General features: G+C 76.4%; 15 protein-coding genes. 7 read left to right on the top strand and 8 right to left on the bottom strand.

The genetic code is table 11. The annotated features are described in order from the left end of the window. The 3 genes from ACFWW8_RS00665 to ACFWW8_RS00655 form a co-directional block, all read left to right on the top strand. Nucleotides 1-1,236, top strand: a 1,236-nt coding sequence (locus ACFWW8_RS00665; RefSeq protein WP_386521703.1) for a transcriptional regulator, incomplete at its 5' end; no start/stop codon positions are given. 331 nt (nucleotides 1,237-1,567) lie between these two features. Further along, a complete protein-coding gene (locus ACFWW8_RS00660) occupies nucleotides 1,568-4,369 on the top strand; it encodes an SNF2-related protein (RefSeq protein ID WP_386522196.1) in 2,802 nt (933 codons plus the stop codon). Then, nucleotides 4,366-5,571 carry an SWIM zinc finger family protein gene (locus tag ACFWW8_RS00655; protein ID WP_386521700.1) on the top strand — a complete coding sequence of 402 codons (1,206 nt, stop codon included), beginning with the start codon at nucleotides 4,366-4,368 and terminating at the stop codon, nucleotides 5,569-5,571. Before ACFWW8_RS00660 ends, ACFWW8_RS00655 begins: the two co-directional genes overlap by 4 nt. Here the strand turns inward: ACFWW8_RS00655 and ACFWW8_RS00650 are convergent. Then, nucleotides 5,552-6,100: a hypothetical protein gene (locus ACFWW8_RS00650; protein WP_386521697.1), complete on the bottom strand. Its 549-nt coding sequence runs from the start codon at nucleotides 6,098-6,100 to the stop codon at nucleotides 5,552-5,554. The genes ACFWW8_RS00655 and ACFWW8_RS00650 overlap by 20 nt on opposite strands. 163 nt (nucleotides 6,101-6,263) lie before the next feature. Here ACFWW8_RS00650 and ACFWW8_RS00645 point away from each other — a divergent pair, with 163 nt between their 5' ends. Continuing rightward, nucleotides 6,264-6,950 (top strand): chaplin, encoded by a 687-nt coding sequence (locus tag ACFWW8_RS00645; RefSeq protein ID WP_386521694.1) that lies wholly within the window; start codon nucleotides 6,264-6,266, stop codon nucleotides 6,948-6,950. Here the strand turns inward: ACFWW8_RS00645 and ACFWW8_RS00640 are convergent. Then, entirely contained in the window at nucleotides 6,943-7,602 is a 660-nt protein-coding gene (locus ACFWW8_RS00640; protein WP_386521692.1) for a DUF2293 domain-containing protein, read from the bottom strand. The genes ACFWW8_RS00645 and ACFWW8_RS00640 overlap by 8 nt on opposite strands. A gap of 183 nt (nucleotides 7,603-7,785) precedes the next feature. Between ACFWW8_RS00640 and ACFWW8_RS00635 the strand changes: the two genes are divergently transcribed. Beyond that, a complete protein-coding gene (locus ACFWW8_RS00635; protein ID WP_386521689.1) occupies nucleotides 7,786-8,118 on the top strand; it encodes a cupin domain-containing protein in 333 nt (110 codons plus the stop codon). A gap of 95 nt (nucleotides 8,119-8,213) precedes the next feature. Here ACFWW8_RS00635 and ACFWW8_RS00630 read toward each other — a convergent pair whose 3' ends face one another. Next, the gene (locus ACFWW8_RS00630; RefSeq protein ID WP_386521686.1) at nucleotides 8,214-9,659 is read right to left on the bottom strand and encodes a WGR domain-containing protein; all 1,446 of its coding nucleotides are present in this window, start codon (nucleotides 9,657-9,659) and stop codon (nucleotides 8,214-8,216) included. Nucleotides 9,660-9,749: 90 nt separating this feature from the next. On the opposite strand from ACFWW8_RS00630, the gene ACFWW8_RS00625 reads away from it, so the two are divergent. After that, entirely contained in the window at nucleotides 9,750-10,424 is a 675-nt protein-coding gene (locus ACFWW8_RS00625; RefSeq protein WP_386521682.1) for a uridine kinase, read from the top strand. 162 nt (nucleotides 10,425-10,586) lie between these two features. Here ACFWW8_RS00625 and ACFWW8_RS00620 read toward each other — a convergent pair whose 3' ends face one another. Both ACFWW8_RS00620 and ACFWW8_RS00615 read right to left on the bottom strand, forming a co-directional pair. Beyond that, nucleotides 10,587-11,528 carry a carbohydrate kinase family protein gene (locus tag ACFWW8_RS00620; RefSeq protein WP_386521679.1) on the bottom strand — a complete coding sequence of 314 codons (942 nt, stop codon included), beginning with the start codon at nucleotides 11,526-11,528 and terminating at the stop codon, nucleotides 10,587-10,589. After that, complete coding sequence (locus ACFWW8_RS00615) at nucleotides 11,525-12,457, bottom strand: pseudouridine-5'-phosphate glycosidase (protein ID WP_386521677.1); 933 nt, start codon at nucleotides 12,455-12,457, stop codon at nucleotides 11,525-11,527. Before ACFWW8_RS00615 ends, ACFWW8_RS00620 begins: the two co-directional genes overlap by 4 nt. A gap of 178 nt (nucleotides 12,458-12,635) precedes the next feature. On the opposite strand from ACFWW8_RS00615, the gene ACFWW8_RS00610 reads away from it, so the two are divergent. Next, entirely contained in the window at nucleotides 12,636-13,061 is a 426-nt protein-coding gene (locus ACFWW8_RS00610) for a cupin domain-containing protein (RefSeq protein ID WP_386521675.1), read from the top strand. Here the strand turns inward: ACFWW8_RS00610 and ACFWW8_RS00605 are convergent. The 3 genes from ACFWW8_RS00605 to ACFWW8_RS00595 form a co-directional block, all read right to left on the bottom strand. Next, nucleotides 13,051-14,400 (bottom strand): MFS transporter, encoded by a 1,350-nt coding sequence (locus tag ACFWW8_RS00605; protein ID WP_386521673.1) that lies wholly within the window; start codon nucleotides 14,398-14,400, stop codon nucleotides 13,051-13,053. The genes ACFWW8_RS00610 and ACFWW8_RS00605 overlap by 11 nt on opposite strands. Nucleotides 14,401-14,766: 366 nt before the next feature. After that, nucleotides 14,767-15,330, bottom strand: a complete 564-nt coding sequence (locus tag ACFWW8_RS00600; protein WP_386522193.1) for a methylated-DNA--[protein]-cysteine S-methyltransferase — start codon at nucleotides 15,328-15,330, stop codon at nucleotides 14,767-14,769. Between the two features lie 81 nt (nucleotides 15,331-15,411). Next, on the bottom strand, nucleotides 15,412-16,335 hold the full coding sequence (locus tag ACFWW8_RS00595; RefSeq protein WP_386521671.1) for a glycerophosphodiester phosphodiesterase: 924 nt from the start codon (nucleotides 16,333-16,335) through the stop codon (nucleotides 15,412-15,414). Nucleotides 16,336-16,489: the final 154 nt, after the last annotated feature.

Raw genomic sequence — 16,489 nt, 5'->3', positions numbered from 1 at the left:
GGCGGGGGCACGGACACGGACGTGGACGAGGGCCGCGGCCGGGGTGTGAGCGGGGGCCGGGGCCCGAGCGAGGGCACGGGCACCGGCACGGACACGGACACGGACGTGGACGAGGGCCGCGGCCGGGGTGAGGGCAGGGGCCGGGGCCCGAGCGAGGGCACCGGCACGGGTCAGGGCCGGGGGCGGGGCGAGGGGCCCGGCTCGGGCGAGGGCGGCGGTGGGGTCGCGGCGGGCGCGGAGGTGGGGCTGGCCGACGTGGTGGACCTGGATCCGCCGGAGCCGGGGGCCCGGCTGCCCTGGTACCGGCGCCGGGCGGCCGCGGTCGCCGCCGCCGGGGTGGCGGCGGGCGTGGTCGCCGTGGCGGCGCTGGCCGCGGCCGGCCCGGAGCGGCCCGGCACGCCGACCGGGACGGTCGCGGGCCCGTCGGCCGCCGCGCGACCGGGACACACGCCGCCGCCCGGGGGGACGCCCTCCGCCCCCGGCTCCGGGGAGCCTTCGGCGGCGCCCTCGGACCCGGCACACGGACCGGCGCCGGCTCCGGGATCCGCGTCGGCGGCCGCCTCCGCAGGGGGTCAGCAGCCCGGGGCGTCGGCTCCGCCGGCCTCGGGGCCGGTCCAGGCCCCGGCGGTGCCGGTCAGGGCAGCGGTCCGGTCGCACGTCTGGGCCGCGGGGTGCGACCACGCCTACCTGACCGAGCGCGGTCCCGGCACGGTGCCCCCGCCGCCCGTGGAGGCGGACGCGCCGGCCTGGGCCTCCGCGCAGCGGGCCGTACACGCCGGGCAGCAGATCATCGAGGTCACGGTGCACGGCGCGGGGACGGGCACGGTGGTCCTGGAGGGCCTGGACGTACGCGTGGCGGCGCGCCGTACCCCGCCGGCCTGGAACGTCTACCAGATGTCGCCGGGCTGCGGCGGGGCGCTCACCCCCGCCGTCTACGCCGTCAACCTGGATGCCCCGCGCCCCGTGGCCCGGCCCGTCGACGGCGGTGACTCCGAGGGCCGCATCCGGGCGCCCGCCTTCCCGATGCGCGTCTCGGCGGCCGACCCGGTGGTGCTGCGGGTGGAGGCCGCCACCACGGGATGCGACTGCGACTGGTACCTCGACCTGCGTTACACCGGACCCACCGGTTCCGGGCGCCTGCGCATCGACGACAACGGCCGCCCGCTGCGTACGAGCGCCGCGACGGGACGGCCGGTGTACGGGTACGCGTCGGACCAGGGCCGCTGGGCACGCTGAACCGGGCCCCTGCCTCCCAGGCTCTGCTATCAGTGCAGGTCAGCGGCGTTGTCAGTGGGCGCGCCTAGACTCGGCGGCACAGGAGACCCGCGCCGGACCGGGCCGGGACCTGGACCGGACATGGACCGGACCCGGACCGGGATGCGTAGCGACGAGGGGAGGGAGGGACGGGGTGAGGACGACATCGGAGCCGTCAGGAGCCTGGCCGCGGCCCTCGCAGCCGTCGCGGCCGTCGCAGCCGCGCGGACGGCATCCGCAGCCGCACGGGCAGCCGACGCAGCCGCAGCCGTCGGGACAGCGCCAGCCGCAGCCGTCGGACGCCGCGCGTGCGCTGCTGCGCCATGCCGCCGTCTTCCTGCCCGCCGCCGTCCCCCGTGAGGGCCGCGTGGCCTTCTGGGCGCCCGACGGGGACGATCTGCCCGAGGCGGGCCGCCCGGCTCCGCTCACCGTCGTGCGCCCGTCCGGCTCGGGGGTGCGCAGCCGGACCGTGCCCTCCGTGAGCCTGTCCGTGACCGCCGCCCTGCCGCTGCTCGCAGGGGCGCCCCGCAGCCCCGCCGCGCACCCCGCGACCCGTGCCTGGGGCACCGCCGCCGTCCAGGCGCTCACCCTGGCCGCCCGGGGCCGGCTGCTCCCCGGTCTGACCCCCGAGGGGATCGACGCGTGGCGTGCCGGTCCGCTCGAAGCCGCCGATGTCGACCACCTCCGGGCGGTGGCCGCCGCCCTGCCGCACGAGGGGTACGCCACCCCGCTGACCGGCCGCCGTCCGCTCCAGCTGCCCGAGCCGGAGGCGCTGGTGCGCGCGTTCCTCGACGCCGTGGCCGACAGCCTGCCCCGGACGCCCGCCGCGGGCGTGGCCGCCGGGCGGCCGTTCGCCGCCCGGGAGCCGCAGCGGGTGCCCGGGATACAGGACTGGGCCGCCCAGGTGGCGGCCGGGTCCGACACGGGCGTGGGGGTCTCGCTCCGGCTCGACCTGTCCTCGTTCCGTCTCTTCGACGAGGCCGAGGCGCAGGACGTCCGGCGGGCGGGCGCCGCCGTGGTCCAGGTGCACAGCCTCGCCGACCCCACCCTGGTCGCCGACGCCGCGACGCTGTGGGCGGGCACGGCGGCCGCCGGGTTCGGGCCCCGGGCCCGGATCGACGCCGTGCTCGCGCTGCGCCGGGCCGCGCGGGTGTGGCCGCCGCTGCTGCGGCTGTTGGACCAGCCCGTCCCCGACGCGCTCGCCCTCTCGGACCCGGAGCTGGAGGACCTGCTGGGCGCCGCCGCGACCCGGCTGGCGGCCGCCGGCGTCCTGGTCCACTGGCCGCGCGAGCTGGCCCGTACGCTGTCGGCGACCGCCGTCGTACGGTCCACGGCGCCCGGCTCCGCCACCGACGGCACCGCCTTCTTCGACGCCGAGCACCTCTTCGCCTTCTCCTGGGAGCTGGCCCTGGGCGGCGACCGGCTGACCCCGGGGGAGATGGACGCCCTGTCCCGGGCCCACCGGCCCGTGGTGCGCCTTCGGGACCAGTGGGTTCGGGTCGACCCGGAACTCGTGCGCAAGGCCCGCAAACGGGAACTGGGCCTGCTGGACCCGGTGGACGCGCTGGCGGCCGCCCTCTCGGGGACGGCCGAGATCGCCGGAGAACCGGTCGAGGTGGTCCCGGTGGGGGCGCTGGCCGCCCTGCGCGAGCGGCTGACGGCCGAGCTGGCACCGCTCCCGCAGCCCGCCGCGCTCAAGGCCACCCTGCGCGACTACCAGGCGCGCGGCCTGGCCTGGCTGGACCTGATGACCTCGCTCGGCCTCGGCGGCTGCCTCGCCGACGACATGGGCCTCGGCAAGACCGTCACGCTGATCGCCCTGCACCTGCACCGGGACCGCCCCGAGCCGACGCTCGTGGTCTGTCCCGCGTCCCTGCTGGGCAACTGGCAGCGGGAGATCGAGCGGTTCGCCCCCGGTACGCCCGTGCGCCGGTTCCACGGCGGCAGCCGCAGCCTCGACGGCGCGGCGTCCGGCGACGGCGGGTTCGTCCTCACCACGTACGGGACGATGCGGGCCAGCGCTCCGCTCCTCGCCGAGCAGCGCTGGGGCATGGTCGTCGCCGACGAGGCCCAGCACGTCAAGAACCCCCACTCGGCGACCGCCAAGGCCCTGCGGACGATCCCGGCGCCCGCCCGGGTGGCGCTCACCGGCACCCCGGTGGAGAACAACCTCTCCGAGCTGTGGGCGCTGCTCGACTGGACCACCCCCGGGCTCCTGGGCCCCCTCACCACCTTCCGGGCCCGCCACGCGCGGCCCGTCGAGCACCAGCAGGAGGAGGACGGCGGGAACGAAGCGGCGGTCGCCCGGCTCGCCGCGCTCGTCCGGCCGTTCCTGCTGCGCCGCAAGAAGTCCGATCCCGGGATCGCGCCCGAGCTGCCGCCGAAGACGGAGACGGACCACCCGGTCTCCCTCACCCGTGAGCAGGCCTCGCTCTACCAGGCGGCGGTGGACGAGGCGATGGCCGTCATCGGGTCCAGCGAGGGCATCGAGCGGCGCGGCATGATCATGAAGCTGCTGGCCTCCCTCAAGCAGATCTGCAACCACCCCGCGCAGTACCTGAAGGAGGACCGCCCCCGGATCCCGCACCGCTCGGGCAAGCTCGCCCTGCTCGACGAGCTGCTGGACACGATCCTCGCCGAGGGCGGCTCGGTCCTGGTCTTCACCCAGTACGTGACCATGGCCCGGCTCATCGAGCGGCACCTGACGGACCGCGGCATCTCCCACCAGCTGCTGCACGGGGGGACGCCGGTGCCGCGCCGTGAGGAGCTGGTCGACCGCTTCCAGGACGGGCAGGTGCCCGTGTTCCTGCTGTCCCTCAAGGCGGCCGGCACCGGACTGAACCTGACCCGGGCCGGACACGTCGTCCACTACGACCGCTGGTGGAACCCGGCCGTCGAGGAACAGGCCACCGACCGCGCCTACCGCATCGGCCAGACCCAGCCCGTACAGGTCCACCGGATCATCGCCGAAGGCACCGTCGAGGACCGCATCGCCGAGATGCTGGAGGCGAAGCGGGCCCTGGCCGACGCGGTCCTCGGCTCCGGCGAGGCGGCGCTGACCGAGCTGACCGACCGCGAGCTGGCCGACCTCGTCTCCCTGCGCAGGCCCGAGTGATCACCGCGCGGGACGACCGCCGCCGCACCTTCGAGACCCTCCCCGCGGGGACGGAGGCGGCCAGCTGGTGGGGCCGGGCCTGGGTGACCGCGCTGGAGGAGGCCTCCCGCGACGCGGCCCGCCTGGCCCGGGGCCGTACGTACGCCGCCGAGGGCCACGTCGACGCGGTCACGGTCACCCCCGGCAGGATCGTGGCGTACGTGCGGGGCAGCCGGGCCCGTCCGTACCGCACCGAACTGGCCCTGCCCGCCTTCGCGGACGCGGAGTGGAGCGAGCTCCTGGAGGCGGTCGCGGCCGACCCCGCCGCGCTCGCCGCCCTCCTGGAACGGGAGGTCCCGCAGACCCTCGCCGGGACGATCCTGCCCGGCGCGGGCGAACTCTCCCCGCGCTGCTCCTGCCCGGACGTCGCGCGCCCGCCCTGCAAGCACGCGGCCGCCCTCTGCTACCGCGCGGCCCGCCTCTTCGACGAGGACCCGTTCGTCCTGCTGCTCCTGCGCGGCCGCGGCGAACGGGAGCTGCTGGACGAGCTCACCCGCCGCAACGCCGCCCACGCGGCCCGCGAACAGCCCGACACCGCCCCGCACTTCCCCGGGGTACCGGCCCGCGCGGCGCTGGCCCGCACCGGACTGCCGCCGCTCCCGGCGCCCTCGGCCGTGCCCGCCGCGGCCGGACTGCCGCCGGCCTACCCCGCCGACCCGGCGGCCCCCGACCCGCTGGCCCTGGACCAGCTCGCCTCCGACGCGGCCGCCCGCGCCCTGGCCCTCCTGACCACCGGCGAGGATCCCATCGAGGGCCTCGGGCTCTGGCAGGACGCCGTCCGGCTGGCCTCCGCGCACCCCACCGCCGGCCTCACCGGCGCGGCCCGCACCCTGTACCGGGACCTCGCCCGCGCCACCGGCCGTACCACCACCGACCTCGCCCGGGCGGCGGCGGCCTGGCGCCAGGGCGGTCGCTCCGCACTCGCCGCCCTCGAAGAGCCGTGGGACCCGCCGGCCGGCCCCTTCGACCGGGCCCGCCCGGCGCTCCTCGCCGCGGCCAGGGGCTCCTTCCGCCCCGACCGCAACCGCCTCACGTCCGGTACGCGCCAGCTCCGTCTCGGCCGCGACGGCGTCTGGTACGCCTACGAGTCCCGCCCGGACACGGAGGACTGGTGGCCCACGGGCCGCCCCTCCGCAGACCCGGTCACCGCCCTGCTGGGCTGAGGTCCGCCGCCCAGCGGGTCAGCGCGGTGAAGTCCCGGTCGCGCAGGCCGTACCGGGGGTGGACGCGCAGGAGCAGGGCCGGGGCCGGGTGGTGGGCGGCGACCCAGGCGCGGTCGAGGGGGCTGATCATGTCGTCGACCCAGGCGAAGGGCCGCCCGGCCGCCCAGTCGACGAGGGCGCGGGTCTTCCACGAGAGGCCCTCGGGGTCCGGAGCGAACAATTCCGGCCACTCGACGACGGGCAGGTCGCCGGGAAGCCCGATGTGCGGCGCGATCATCGTGTTGGCCTGGTGCATCCACGTGGTGGCCCAGGCGAGCTCGTACGGCAGGGCTGTCAACCGCGCCCCGTGGGCGGGGTGGAGGCGGACCTTCAGGCCCCGGCGGGCGCTGCGGGAGCCGGGTGCCCTGCGGGACATCCAGATCTCCGGGCGCATCCGGTGGCCCGCGTAACCGCGCAGGCCGGCGAGGCGCGACCGGAACGGGTTGAGGGGGCCGTCGACGTCGAGGAGGAGCAGCGGGCGCTCAGTCATGACGTAGGCAGTACCCCGTACACGATGGGGTGAAATGCCCATGGCCGCTATAACCCGAATGGGTTCAGGGGCGTTGTTCCGGTACGGGTGCAACACCCGTGGACTCCTCCGGAAGGCAGGGAAACTGATGCGTCACAGTCGACGGAACGGCTTGATCGCGGCGGTGGTTGCGGGAGGTGGGCTGGCGGTCGCGGGTGTGGGTGGCCTGGCCCACGCCGACGCGGACGCGGCCGGGAAGACCGAGCGATCCCCGGGGCTGCTCTCCGGGAACCTGGTGCAGCTGCCCGTGAACACACCGGTGAACCTGTGCGGCAATACCGTCAACGTGGTCGGCGTGCTCAACCCGGCCGCCGGGAACCGATGTGCCAACGAGGCGCCAGGAAGCGGACGGGACCATCCGGGGCCGAGGTCCGGACACGCCTCGAACTCGGGGTCGAACACGGCGGGTCACGGCGGCGGGGCGGTCGCCGACGGGCGCGCAAAGGATTCGCCCGGGGTGCTGTCCGGCAACGGCCTCCAGCTGCCGATCGACCTGCCGCTCAACGTGAGCGGCAACTCCGTCAACGTCGTCGGCATCGGAAACCCCTCGACCGGCAACACCTCCGTCAACGGCGAGACGCCCAGCGGACCCAAGCCCGTCCAGCCGCCCGTCGTGAAGCCGCCCGTGACGCCGCCGGCGCCGCAGACCCGGACCGTGCCGCCCCGGCCCGCCGCGCCCCGGCCCGCCGAGTCGCGGCTCGGCGAGGCGCTCGCGCACACCGGGGCCGACGGCGTCGGCTACCTGCTGCCCGGCGGGGGAGCGCTGATGCTGGGCGGGGTGCTGCTCTACCGCCGGTTCCGCCTCAACTGACCCCCGCCGTACGCCAGCCGTCGAGGACCGCGTCGATCTGCGCGGCCAGCCGGGCGCGGGCCGCGAACCGGGGGACCCCCGCCATCAGCAGGGCGTCGTACTCGGTGTCGACGTGCCGCACCGCCGCGCGGACCGCGACCGAGACGGCCGGTTCGTCGAGCGCCCGGCCGGCCGCGCTGCGCCCCACCCGGCCGCTGCCCCGCACCGAGGCGTGGGTGGCGATCGCCTGCGCCCGGTCGGCGGGACAGCCCGGGAACAACCGCCGTATCTCCGCCGCGAACGCGGCGGTGAACCGGACGTCCTCGGCCGCGCGGCGCAGCCGGTCGCGCTCCCGGCGACGGGCCCGGGCCTCGGCGTCGGCGAGGCAGGCGAGTTCCGCGCGGGCCAGGGCCGCGTCCTCGACGAGGAGGCCCCGGCGCTCGTAGCGCCGCCGGCGCCTGTCGAAGCGGACGACGACGGCGGAGAGCGAACTGGCTTCGCGGGAACGGCGGGTGAGCGCCGCGTCCCCGCGGGGCAGGAAGACCAGGTGCCCCAGGTCGGCGCAGTCCAGACAGCGCGGCACGCCGCACTCGCGCACGAGGTGCCGGAGCGGGCCCTGCCGGCACTCGGCGCAGTTGATCCGCTTCGTGGACTCGAACACCACCAGGCTCATACCGCTGTGATACCGCCGTGCGGGCCCTCTATCACCTGATGGAGCGGGGAGGTTGGTGTTTCATCGATTCCTTGGGGATGGGATGAGGTCCTCCTACGGTGGGGGCGAGCGGACCGGGACCGGTCCGGCCGGGGAGGGCGCATGGGCGGGCGGCAGGCGACGGTACGGCCCGCGGGGGCGCGCATGGCTCCGGCGACGGCGGGCCGGGAGGTGGTCATCGCGCCCGGGGGCTGCACCGGCTGGCACTACCACCGCGTCCCGTTGAACGCCGTCGTCCGTGCCGGGACGCTGACCCGGGTCCTGCACGACCGCACGGTCGTGGTGCACCGGGCCGGATCCGCCTTCGTCGAACCGGCCGGCATCGACCACGTCCACCTCGGCCACAATCTGGGCAGCGAGCCGGTCGTGCTCCACGTGACCCCCGGGATCCGCGCGCGGGCCGGGACCCCCTTCGCCATAGCCACGCCCGCCCCGCACGGGGTCACGCGCGCGGTGTGCCGCGAACACGCACCCTGAGCCGTGAACTCGCGCTCTGAACACGCACCCTGAACACGCGCTCTGGACACGCGCCCTGAGCAGGCCTCTCGGCCCTCCGCCCCGCGCCCCCGGGCTCACACCAGGCGGCGTATCTCCCCGCGCACCCGGTAGAAGCCCCCCGAGGACGGGTGCAGCCCGTCCACCACGTACCGGGCGCCCGCCTCCCGTATCCCGCGCGGGAACTGGACGTTCCACGAGGGCTCGAAGCCGCCCGACACCACCTGCACCCGCATCCTGCCGCCCTGCTGGACGCACTCCACCACCACGCCGCCCGCCGGGGCCGCGGCCACCGAGACCGTCGCCACCGCCGAGGCCGACGCGGCCGGGGTGTACACGGGCAGCGCCGCCGCCGACTTCACGTCCATCGCCGCCGGAACGGATCCCTGCTGGGCGGCCTCGATCGCCTGCTCGCTCGCGTCCACGCAGACCAGCGAACCGTCCGTGGTGACCAGGTACAGCCGGCCGTCCAGGTACTGCATGGACAGGGCGGACCCGCACCCGGTGCCCAGCTTCCACAGCCGCCGCCCGTCCGCGTCGAAGCAGTACACCGACGAGGAGTAGTCGCCGGCGAAGACGTGCCTGCCGTCCGGGGAGGTCGCGCACGAGTACACGGCCGCGTCGCACAGGTACGAGGCCTCCACCGCGCCGGTGGCCTTCGACAGCCGCTTCACCGCGTGCCGCGCGGTACCCGCGTACACCGCGTGCTCCTCCTGCCAGCCGAACAGCACGGAGCCACCGGTGTCGGTGTGCCACAACTCCCGCCCGCCGTCGGCGGCGTAGGCCGTGACGCCGTTGCCGTGCCCGTGGTAGACCCCCCGCTCGTCGGCCCTGACCATCCAGGCGTTGGAGCCGCCCGACCGCCGCGACCACTGGAACTCGTCCTCGTGGTCGATGACCGTCAGTCCGCCGCTGCGGTCGGACACGTTCAGCACGCCCTCGCGGATGTCGAGCCAGAAGATGTCCACGTCCGCGGCGATGTCGTAGGCCCCGAACGGTACCTTCGAGGACAGGTCGTACACCGTGCCGTCGTCACAGCCCGCGTAGATCCAGAACTCGTCCGCCACCAGGCACTTCACGCCGTCCGGCAGGGAGTACCGGGCCAGCACCTCGCCGCCGTGGCTCAGCGTGTAGACGTCCCCGGCCTGGTTGCCCACCCAGCAGCGGTCCTCGTCCACGTGGATGCCGAACGCCGAGGATCCGGTGCGGAAGCGCCACAGGACCGGGGCCACCGAACGCGCCGTGGACGGAGCCGAGGTGACCTGGCGGCGGGTCACCGACCGGGCGCTGCGCTGACCCCGCACGGCCGTCGCGTACCCCTTGCGGACCTTCTCCCCGACCTTCTTCGCCGCGGCCGCCCGGGCCTTCTCGGCCGTGGGGAACGAGGAGCTCTGCACCTGGCCGTCCGCACCGATGCGCCCGTACCGCACGGTGACGTCCGTGCCGTCGACCGTCACCTCGTAGAACTTGTGCGCGGCGCCGTCCTCCTGCGACAGCTCCAGGTACGTCGTCTCCCGAGCCATGACAGACCCCTCCCCAAGGTCGGGCCGCCGGCTCCTGTCCGCCGGTGATCCCTCGTGAAAAAGCTAAGGGCCGCCACTGACAATGGACGGGTGCAGCTGGAAGCGATCACATGGCAGCGGATGGCCGAGCGGCTCGCCGGTCACCTCGACGAGGCCGCGGCCGCCCCCGGGGAAGGCGCCTGGCAGCGCGTCGGCATCGACGGCGCGCCCGCCGCCGGGACGGGCGTGCTCGCACAGGCGCTCGCCGACGCCCTGCGCCCGCGCGGCCGTTCGGTGCTGGTGGTCCCGGTCGCGGGATTCCTGCGGCCGGCCTCCCTGCGGTACGAGTTCGGCCGCGAGGACGTGGACTCCTACCTCGGCGGCTGGTACGACACGGCCGCGCTCTGGCGGGAGGTGTTCGGGCCGACGGACCCCGGCGGCACCGGCCGGGTGCTTCCCGACCTCTGGGACCCGGTCACCGACCGGGCCACCCGCAGCCCGTACGCGCACCTCCCGCCCGGCGCGGTGGTGATCGTGCACGGACCGCTGCTGCTCGGCCACTGGTTCCCCTTCGACCTGAGCGTCCACGTCCGCCTCTCCCCGGGCGCGCTGGCCCGCCGTACGGGGGAGTCGGAGCGCTGGACCCTGCCCGCCTTCGCCCGCTACGAGGCCGACACCGACCCGGCGTCGGCGGCCGACGCCGTGGTCCGCGCCGACGACCCCCGTCACCCCGCCTGGACCGGCATCCGCGGCACGGGGGCCGGCGCCGGGGACGGCGGCGGCTGACACGGTCGGCCCGCCCGGACGTACGCGTCTGCCTGCCGTCCTGGCAGGGGCCGGGCCACCCGCCCCCGCCCGGGTCCGCGGCGGCCGCGGCGCCCGCCCCCGCCCGGGTCCGGGCCCGCGTCCGAGCCGCGCCGCCCGCCCGCGCGCCCGTCCCGCGTCGGCCTATCCCGGCCGGCCCCCCAGCCGGGTGACCGCCGACGCCGCCGCCCGGCAGCCCGCGCGGGCGGCCTCCGCCGGGTCGGCGCCCCCCAGCCGGGCCGCGAGGAAGCCGCCCGTGAACGCGTCGCCCGCGCCCGTGGAGTCCACCGCCTCGGCCGGCGCCGCCTCGACCTCGGCGGTGATCCGCCCCCGCTCGGCCACCAGGGCCCCGGCCGCGCCCCGGGTCACCACCACCAGCGGCACCCGCAGGCTCAGCTCCGCCGCCGCCCGGCCCACCCCGGCCGGCTCCGGCAGCCCGGCCAGCAGCCGCGCCTCGTCCTCGTTCGGCAGCAGCACGGCCGCCCCCGCCACGGCGTCCAGGAACCGGTCCGGCCCCAGCGCCGCCAGGAACCCCGCCGAGGCCGGGTCCACGCTCACCGGAACCCCCCGCGCCGCGGCGGCCCGCAGCGCGACCAGGGCCAGGTCCCGGCTGCTCCCGGCGAAGAACAGGTACCCGGACAGGTGCAGGTGGGCCACCCCGTCCAGCAGGTCCGGCGCCCAGTCGGCGGGGGAGAGCCGCAGCGAGGCGCCGCTGTCGGTCAGGAACGTCCGCTCCGCGTCCTTGCCGACCAGCGCGACCACCGTCCCGGTCGGCTCGGCCGGATCGACCACCAGCCGGGGCCGCACCCCCGCCTCCCGCAGCGCCCGTTCGTGCCACGGCGCCGACTCGGCGCCGACCCGCGCCAGCAGGCGCACCTCCGCGGCCCCCGTACGGGCCGCCCAGCAGGCCGCGTTGGCCCCGGCGCCGCCCGGGAGGGTGCGGATGCGGGCGGCCGTGTCCGTGCCCGGCGCCAGCGGCTCCGGATGGACCGCCACCACGTCGGTCACCACGTCCCCGACGACCAGCAGCGCCCCGCGCCCCGGCCCCGTCCTGCCTGCGCCGTTCCGTGCCGGCCGTCCCGTCATGCCCGCGCCGCCCAGGCCCCCGCGATGGCGGCCCCGAGCCGCACGTTGCCCCGTACCGCGGCCAGGTTCGCCTCCAGGGAGGCCCCGCCCGTCGCCTTCACCAGGAACCCCAGGAGGAACGGCGTCACCGCCTGCCCCGTGATCCCGCGCCCGCGGCACGCGGCCAGCGCCTCCGCCAGCACCCGGCGGTGCAGCTCCGGATCGAGCTGGTCCGCCTCCGCCACCGGATTGGCCACCAGCAGCGCCGACTCCGGTCCGCCGAGCGCGTCCTGCGCGGCCATCACCGCCGCGACCTCCTCCGGCCGGTGCACGGTCCAGTCCACCGGCTCGCCGGAGTCGGCCAGGTAGAACCCCGGGAACCGGTCCGTCCGGTAGCCGAGCACCCCCACCCCCAGGGTTTCCAGCCGCTGGAGCGTCCCCGGTACGTCCAGGATCGACTTCACCCCCGCGCACACCACCGTGATCCGCGTCCGGGCCAGCAGCGCGAGGTCCGCCGACTCGTCCTGGGTCTGCGCCCACTCCCGGTGTACGCCGCCCAGCCCGCCGGTGGCGAAGACCCGCAGCCCCGCCCGCGCGGCCAGGAACGCCGTCGCGGACACCGTCGTCGCGCCGGTCGCCCCCGTCGCGAGCGCGGGCGCCAGGTCCCGGTGGCCGAGCTTGCGCACGCCCTCGCCCCCGGCGATCCGCTCCAGCTGCGCCTTGTCCAGGCCCGCGTACGCCACCCCGTCCACCACCGCGACCGTCGCCGGAACGGCGCCCTCGGCCCGGACCAGGGCCTCCAGTTCGGCGCCCACGGCCAGGTTGCGGGGGCGGGGCAGGCCGTGCGCGATGATCGTCGACTCCAGCGCCACGACGGGCCGCCCCCGGTCGAGCGCCTCGCGCACCTCTGCCGACAGGACCGGGACCTCGGATGCTGTGTGCTGTGACATGTCCCCATCCATGGCACGGGATCCGGGCCCCCAAACGCCCTTCCGCCCCTCCCGTCCCAAGCTGTCCGAGTAGCGCCCCCGCCGCGGCCGGGCTGGACAGGGTGACGCGTGGGCCGGGCCGTTCCTGGACGCTGTGGCCACCGCGCGGCGCGGGCGGCCGGGATTAGGCTGGCGCGCCATGAGCACCAGTGACCACCACGCCGCCGCGCCCGCCGCCGGCCCCGCTTCCGCCGGGCCCGCCGCGCCCACCGGGCCCGCGTCCTTCGCCGTCAGCCTGCCGGACGTCCCCGACGCCGAGCTGGAGGCCGAGGAGCTCGACCCCGGTCAGATCCTCGCGGGCGAGCCGGTCGTGACGGGCAAGGTGCTGTGGGAGTCACCGGACGGCAAGCAGATCCGCGGGATCTGGCAGATCACCCCGGGGGTGGTCACCGACACCGAGGCCGACGAACTGTTCGTGGTGGTCAGCGGCCGCGCCACGATCGAGGTCGAGGGCGGCGGAACCCTGGAGGTGGGGCCGGGCTCGGCGTGCGTGCTGCGGGAGGGCGACCGGACCACCTGGACCGTGCACGAGACGCTCCGCAAGGCCTACCACATCAGCTACTGAGGCCCCCGGGGTCTTCTCGGTCCTCGGCGCCCACGGGCCTTTTGGCGTCCAGGTCCGCGGGCCCCGGTACGGGGTGGCGGCGCGCGGTGAACAGTGCGAGCGCCGCCATCGGCAGCAGCAGCCCGGCGCCGATGGCGTTCAGCCAGCCGTAGCTCGCCTGCGCCATGACGAGCCCGGCGGCCGCGCCGCCCAGGCCGGCCGCGGCGTTCATGGTCAGGTCGCTCAGGCCCTGCGCGGCGGCCCGCGCGGGCTGCGGCACCGAATCCGTCAGCAGTGCGGATCCGGACACCATCCCCGCTGACCAGCCGAGGCCGAGCAGGAACAGGCCGAGGGCGCTCTGGCCGTGGTCCGGCCCGGCCGTCCCGGCGAGCAGCGCGGCGACCGACAGCAGCCCGGCCGCCAGCCCGATCACCGCCAGCCGCCCGAGGCGGTCGGCGAGCCACCCCATCACGGGGGAGAAGGCGAACATCCCCGCGATGTGACCGCTGATCACCAGCCCGACGAGTTCCAGCCCGGCGCCGTGGTGGCCCAGGTCCATCGGGGTCATGATCATGATCGAGACCATGGTGGTGTGGGAGACCGTGACGGTGAGGAGGGCGAGCCGCGCCCGCGGCGAGGCCTTCACGGCGGCGATCCCGGCGCGCAGCGAGCGGCCCTCCCGGGTCTGCTCCCCGGGCGCGGCCAGGGCCCGGGCCGTCAGCAGCGGGTCCGGCCGCAGGAGTACGGCGATCAGCGTGCCGGTCAGCAGGAAGACGGCGGCGGCCCACACGAACGGCCCCGCCGTCTCGGGTATGGAGGTACCGGCGAAGCTGCGGCTGGCCGGGGCGGACAGGTTCGGCCCGAGCACCGCGCCGACGGTGGACGCCCAGACGACGACCGAGATCGCCCGGGCCCGGTGGTCCGGGGCCGCGAGGTCGGCGGCGGCGAACCGGGCCTGGAGGTTGGCCGAGGAGGCGGCGCCGAAGGCGGCCATGCCGAGCAGCAGCAGCGGGAAGTTCCGGACGGTGGCGGCGAGGACGACGAGGGCCGCGCCCGCCGCGCCGATCGCGTACGCGAGGACCAGGCCGGGCCGGCGGCCGCGCGCGGTCATCAGCGCGGCGAGGGGGAGCGAGAGGAGGGCGGTGCCCACCACCGAGGCGGTGGAGGCGAGCCCGGACAGCGCCTCGGTACCGCTGACCTCGGTGGCCAGCACGGGCGCCAGGGCGATGCTGATCGGTACGCCGAGCCCGCCGAGCGCCTGGCTGGCGATCAGCACCCCGGAGGTGCGGCGCCGCAGCCGGACGAGGTCCGCCGGGGCGACGGGCGGAGCCGTCCGGTCGGTACGGGGCGAGGAGGTCACGCCGCGCACCCCGGACAGGAACGCGGGACGGGGGCGGTGGCGGGGACGGCGGCAGGGGTCACCGCGGCAGTCTCGCACCCCGCTCCACGCCGCGGAACAGGAAGGCCGACGTCCCCCGCCCCGACCCGGGGGACCGACCCGACCCGGGGGACCGACCCGGGGCGCGGCCCCGGCCCCGGCCCGGCCCCGGCCCGGGCACTGGACCGGCCCGGGCACTGGACCAACCCGGGCAGTGGACCGGCCCGGGCAGTGGACCGATCCGGGCTCTGGACCAACCCGTGCACTGGACCGATCTGGGCACCGGACCGATCCGGGCACTGACCTGGGCATCGCGCCGGGCGCCGACCCGGCCGCGGCCCCGGGCCGTCAGAACAGGGGCTGCGGCAGGACGCCCTCCAGGGCGAGCAGCAGGCGCTTGGTCTCCACCCCGCCGCCGAAGCCCCCGATGCCCCCGTCGTTCTCCACGACCCGGTGGCACGCCACCACCAGCGGGAGCGGGTTCGACCCCATGGCGTTGCCCACGGCCTGGGCGGCTCCGGGCTGGCCGACCCGGGCGGCCAGCTCCCCGTAACCGACGACGGCCCCGTACGGCACGGAACGGTCCAGCTCCCGGAGGACCTGTCGGTTGAAGCCGGAGCTGAGCCGCCAGTCCAGCGGCAGCTCGAAGCGCCGCAGGGTGCCGGCGAAGTAGGCCCGGAGCTGCCGCAGCGGTTCGGCCAGCAGCACTTCCGCGCCCGGCGCGGGCCGCCGGGCGTCGGCACCGAGCCGGGAGACGAGCGGACCGATCATCGCGTCGATCCGGTCCGGCCCGGCGTGGAACTCGACCCGGACCAGCCCCTCCGGGGTCGCGGCCAGGAGCAGGGGACCGATGTCGCTGGGGACGACGGTCCATTCGAGGCGCGGCCCGCGGGGCCGCTCGGTGCTGTCCACGGTGCTGTCCACGCGTTCACCGTACGTCGCGCCTCCGACAGACCGGCCCGGGGCCCGGGGCCCGGGCCCCGCCCGGCGGCGTCAGAAGACGTCGACCGCGTCCCGGACCACGTCCGGCGCGTTGGTGATGATCCCGTCCACCCCCATGTCCCGCACCTTCCGGGCCGTCGCCGCGTCGTCCACGATCCAGGTGTCCACCTCCATCGACCGGCCGTGGGCGCCCAGCAGGCCGTGCACCGCCGTGACCCAGTCCTCTGAGATCGTGGTGTGCCACGGGTTGATCCGGTCGGTGAACTTCGCGTACAGCGGCAGGTCCGCCACCGAGGGCGTCCCCAGGAACGCCGTGACGAGGTCCGGCCGCAGCTCGTGCACCGTGCGGACGCTGTCGGTGCTGAAGCTCTGCACCACCAGGCGCTGCGACACGTGGCGCTCGTCGAGCCAGCCGGCCGCGCCCAGCACCTTCAGCGTCTCCGCCTCGATCCCCGGGTAGAGCTCCGGCTTCTTGATCTCCAGCAGCAGCCGCTGCCCGTTGCGCCGCACCCGGTCGAGGTACTGCCGCAGGGTCGGCACCCGGGCGCCCGCGAACTCGTCGCCGAACCAGCTGCCCGCGTCCAGCCGGGAGATCTCCGCCGCGGTGAAGTCCCTCACCCGCCACGGCTTGCGGTCGGGGAACACCTCCTCGACGTCGGTGGTGCGGGCCAGGGTGTCGTCGTGGATCACCACCAGCTCGCCGTCACCGGTGCGCTGCACGTCGTTCTCGACCCAGTCGAAGCCCAGGTGCCGGGCCAGGTCGACGGCGCCGAGGGTGTTCTCCGGCGCGTACGCCGAAGCCCCCCGGTGGGCGTACACCACGGGGGTCGCGAAGACGTCGGCGGCGGTTCCGGGAGCCGACGGGCGGGGCGGGAGGGAGGGAGGGGCTGCGGAGGAGGGTGTCCCGCCGAGCACGGTGAGGGCGAGGCCCAGGAAGGCGGCGGCTGCCGCGGCGGCGGGTCGGACGACGTACATGTGCGTTCTCCTCGGGTCGTGAACCCTGCTCCTGGCTCAAACGGGCGCGGAGCGCAAGACGTTGCGGCGGCACTTCTCGGAGATCTCTTCCACGGCGATCATGGCGGCGAAGATCACCGGGCCGCCACCGAACTACGACAAACGGACCAGAACC

Origin of the sequence: Streptomyces sp. NPDC058701 (genome assembly GCF_042715295.1) — a bacterium.
Lineage (GTDB): Bacteria > Actinomycetota > Actinomycetes > Streptomycetales > Streptomycetaceae > Streptomyces.
The sequence above is the reverse complement of the archived record's forward strand: the minus strand, read 5'-3'. Positions and strand labels throughout refer to the sequence as shown.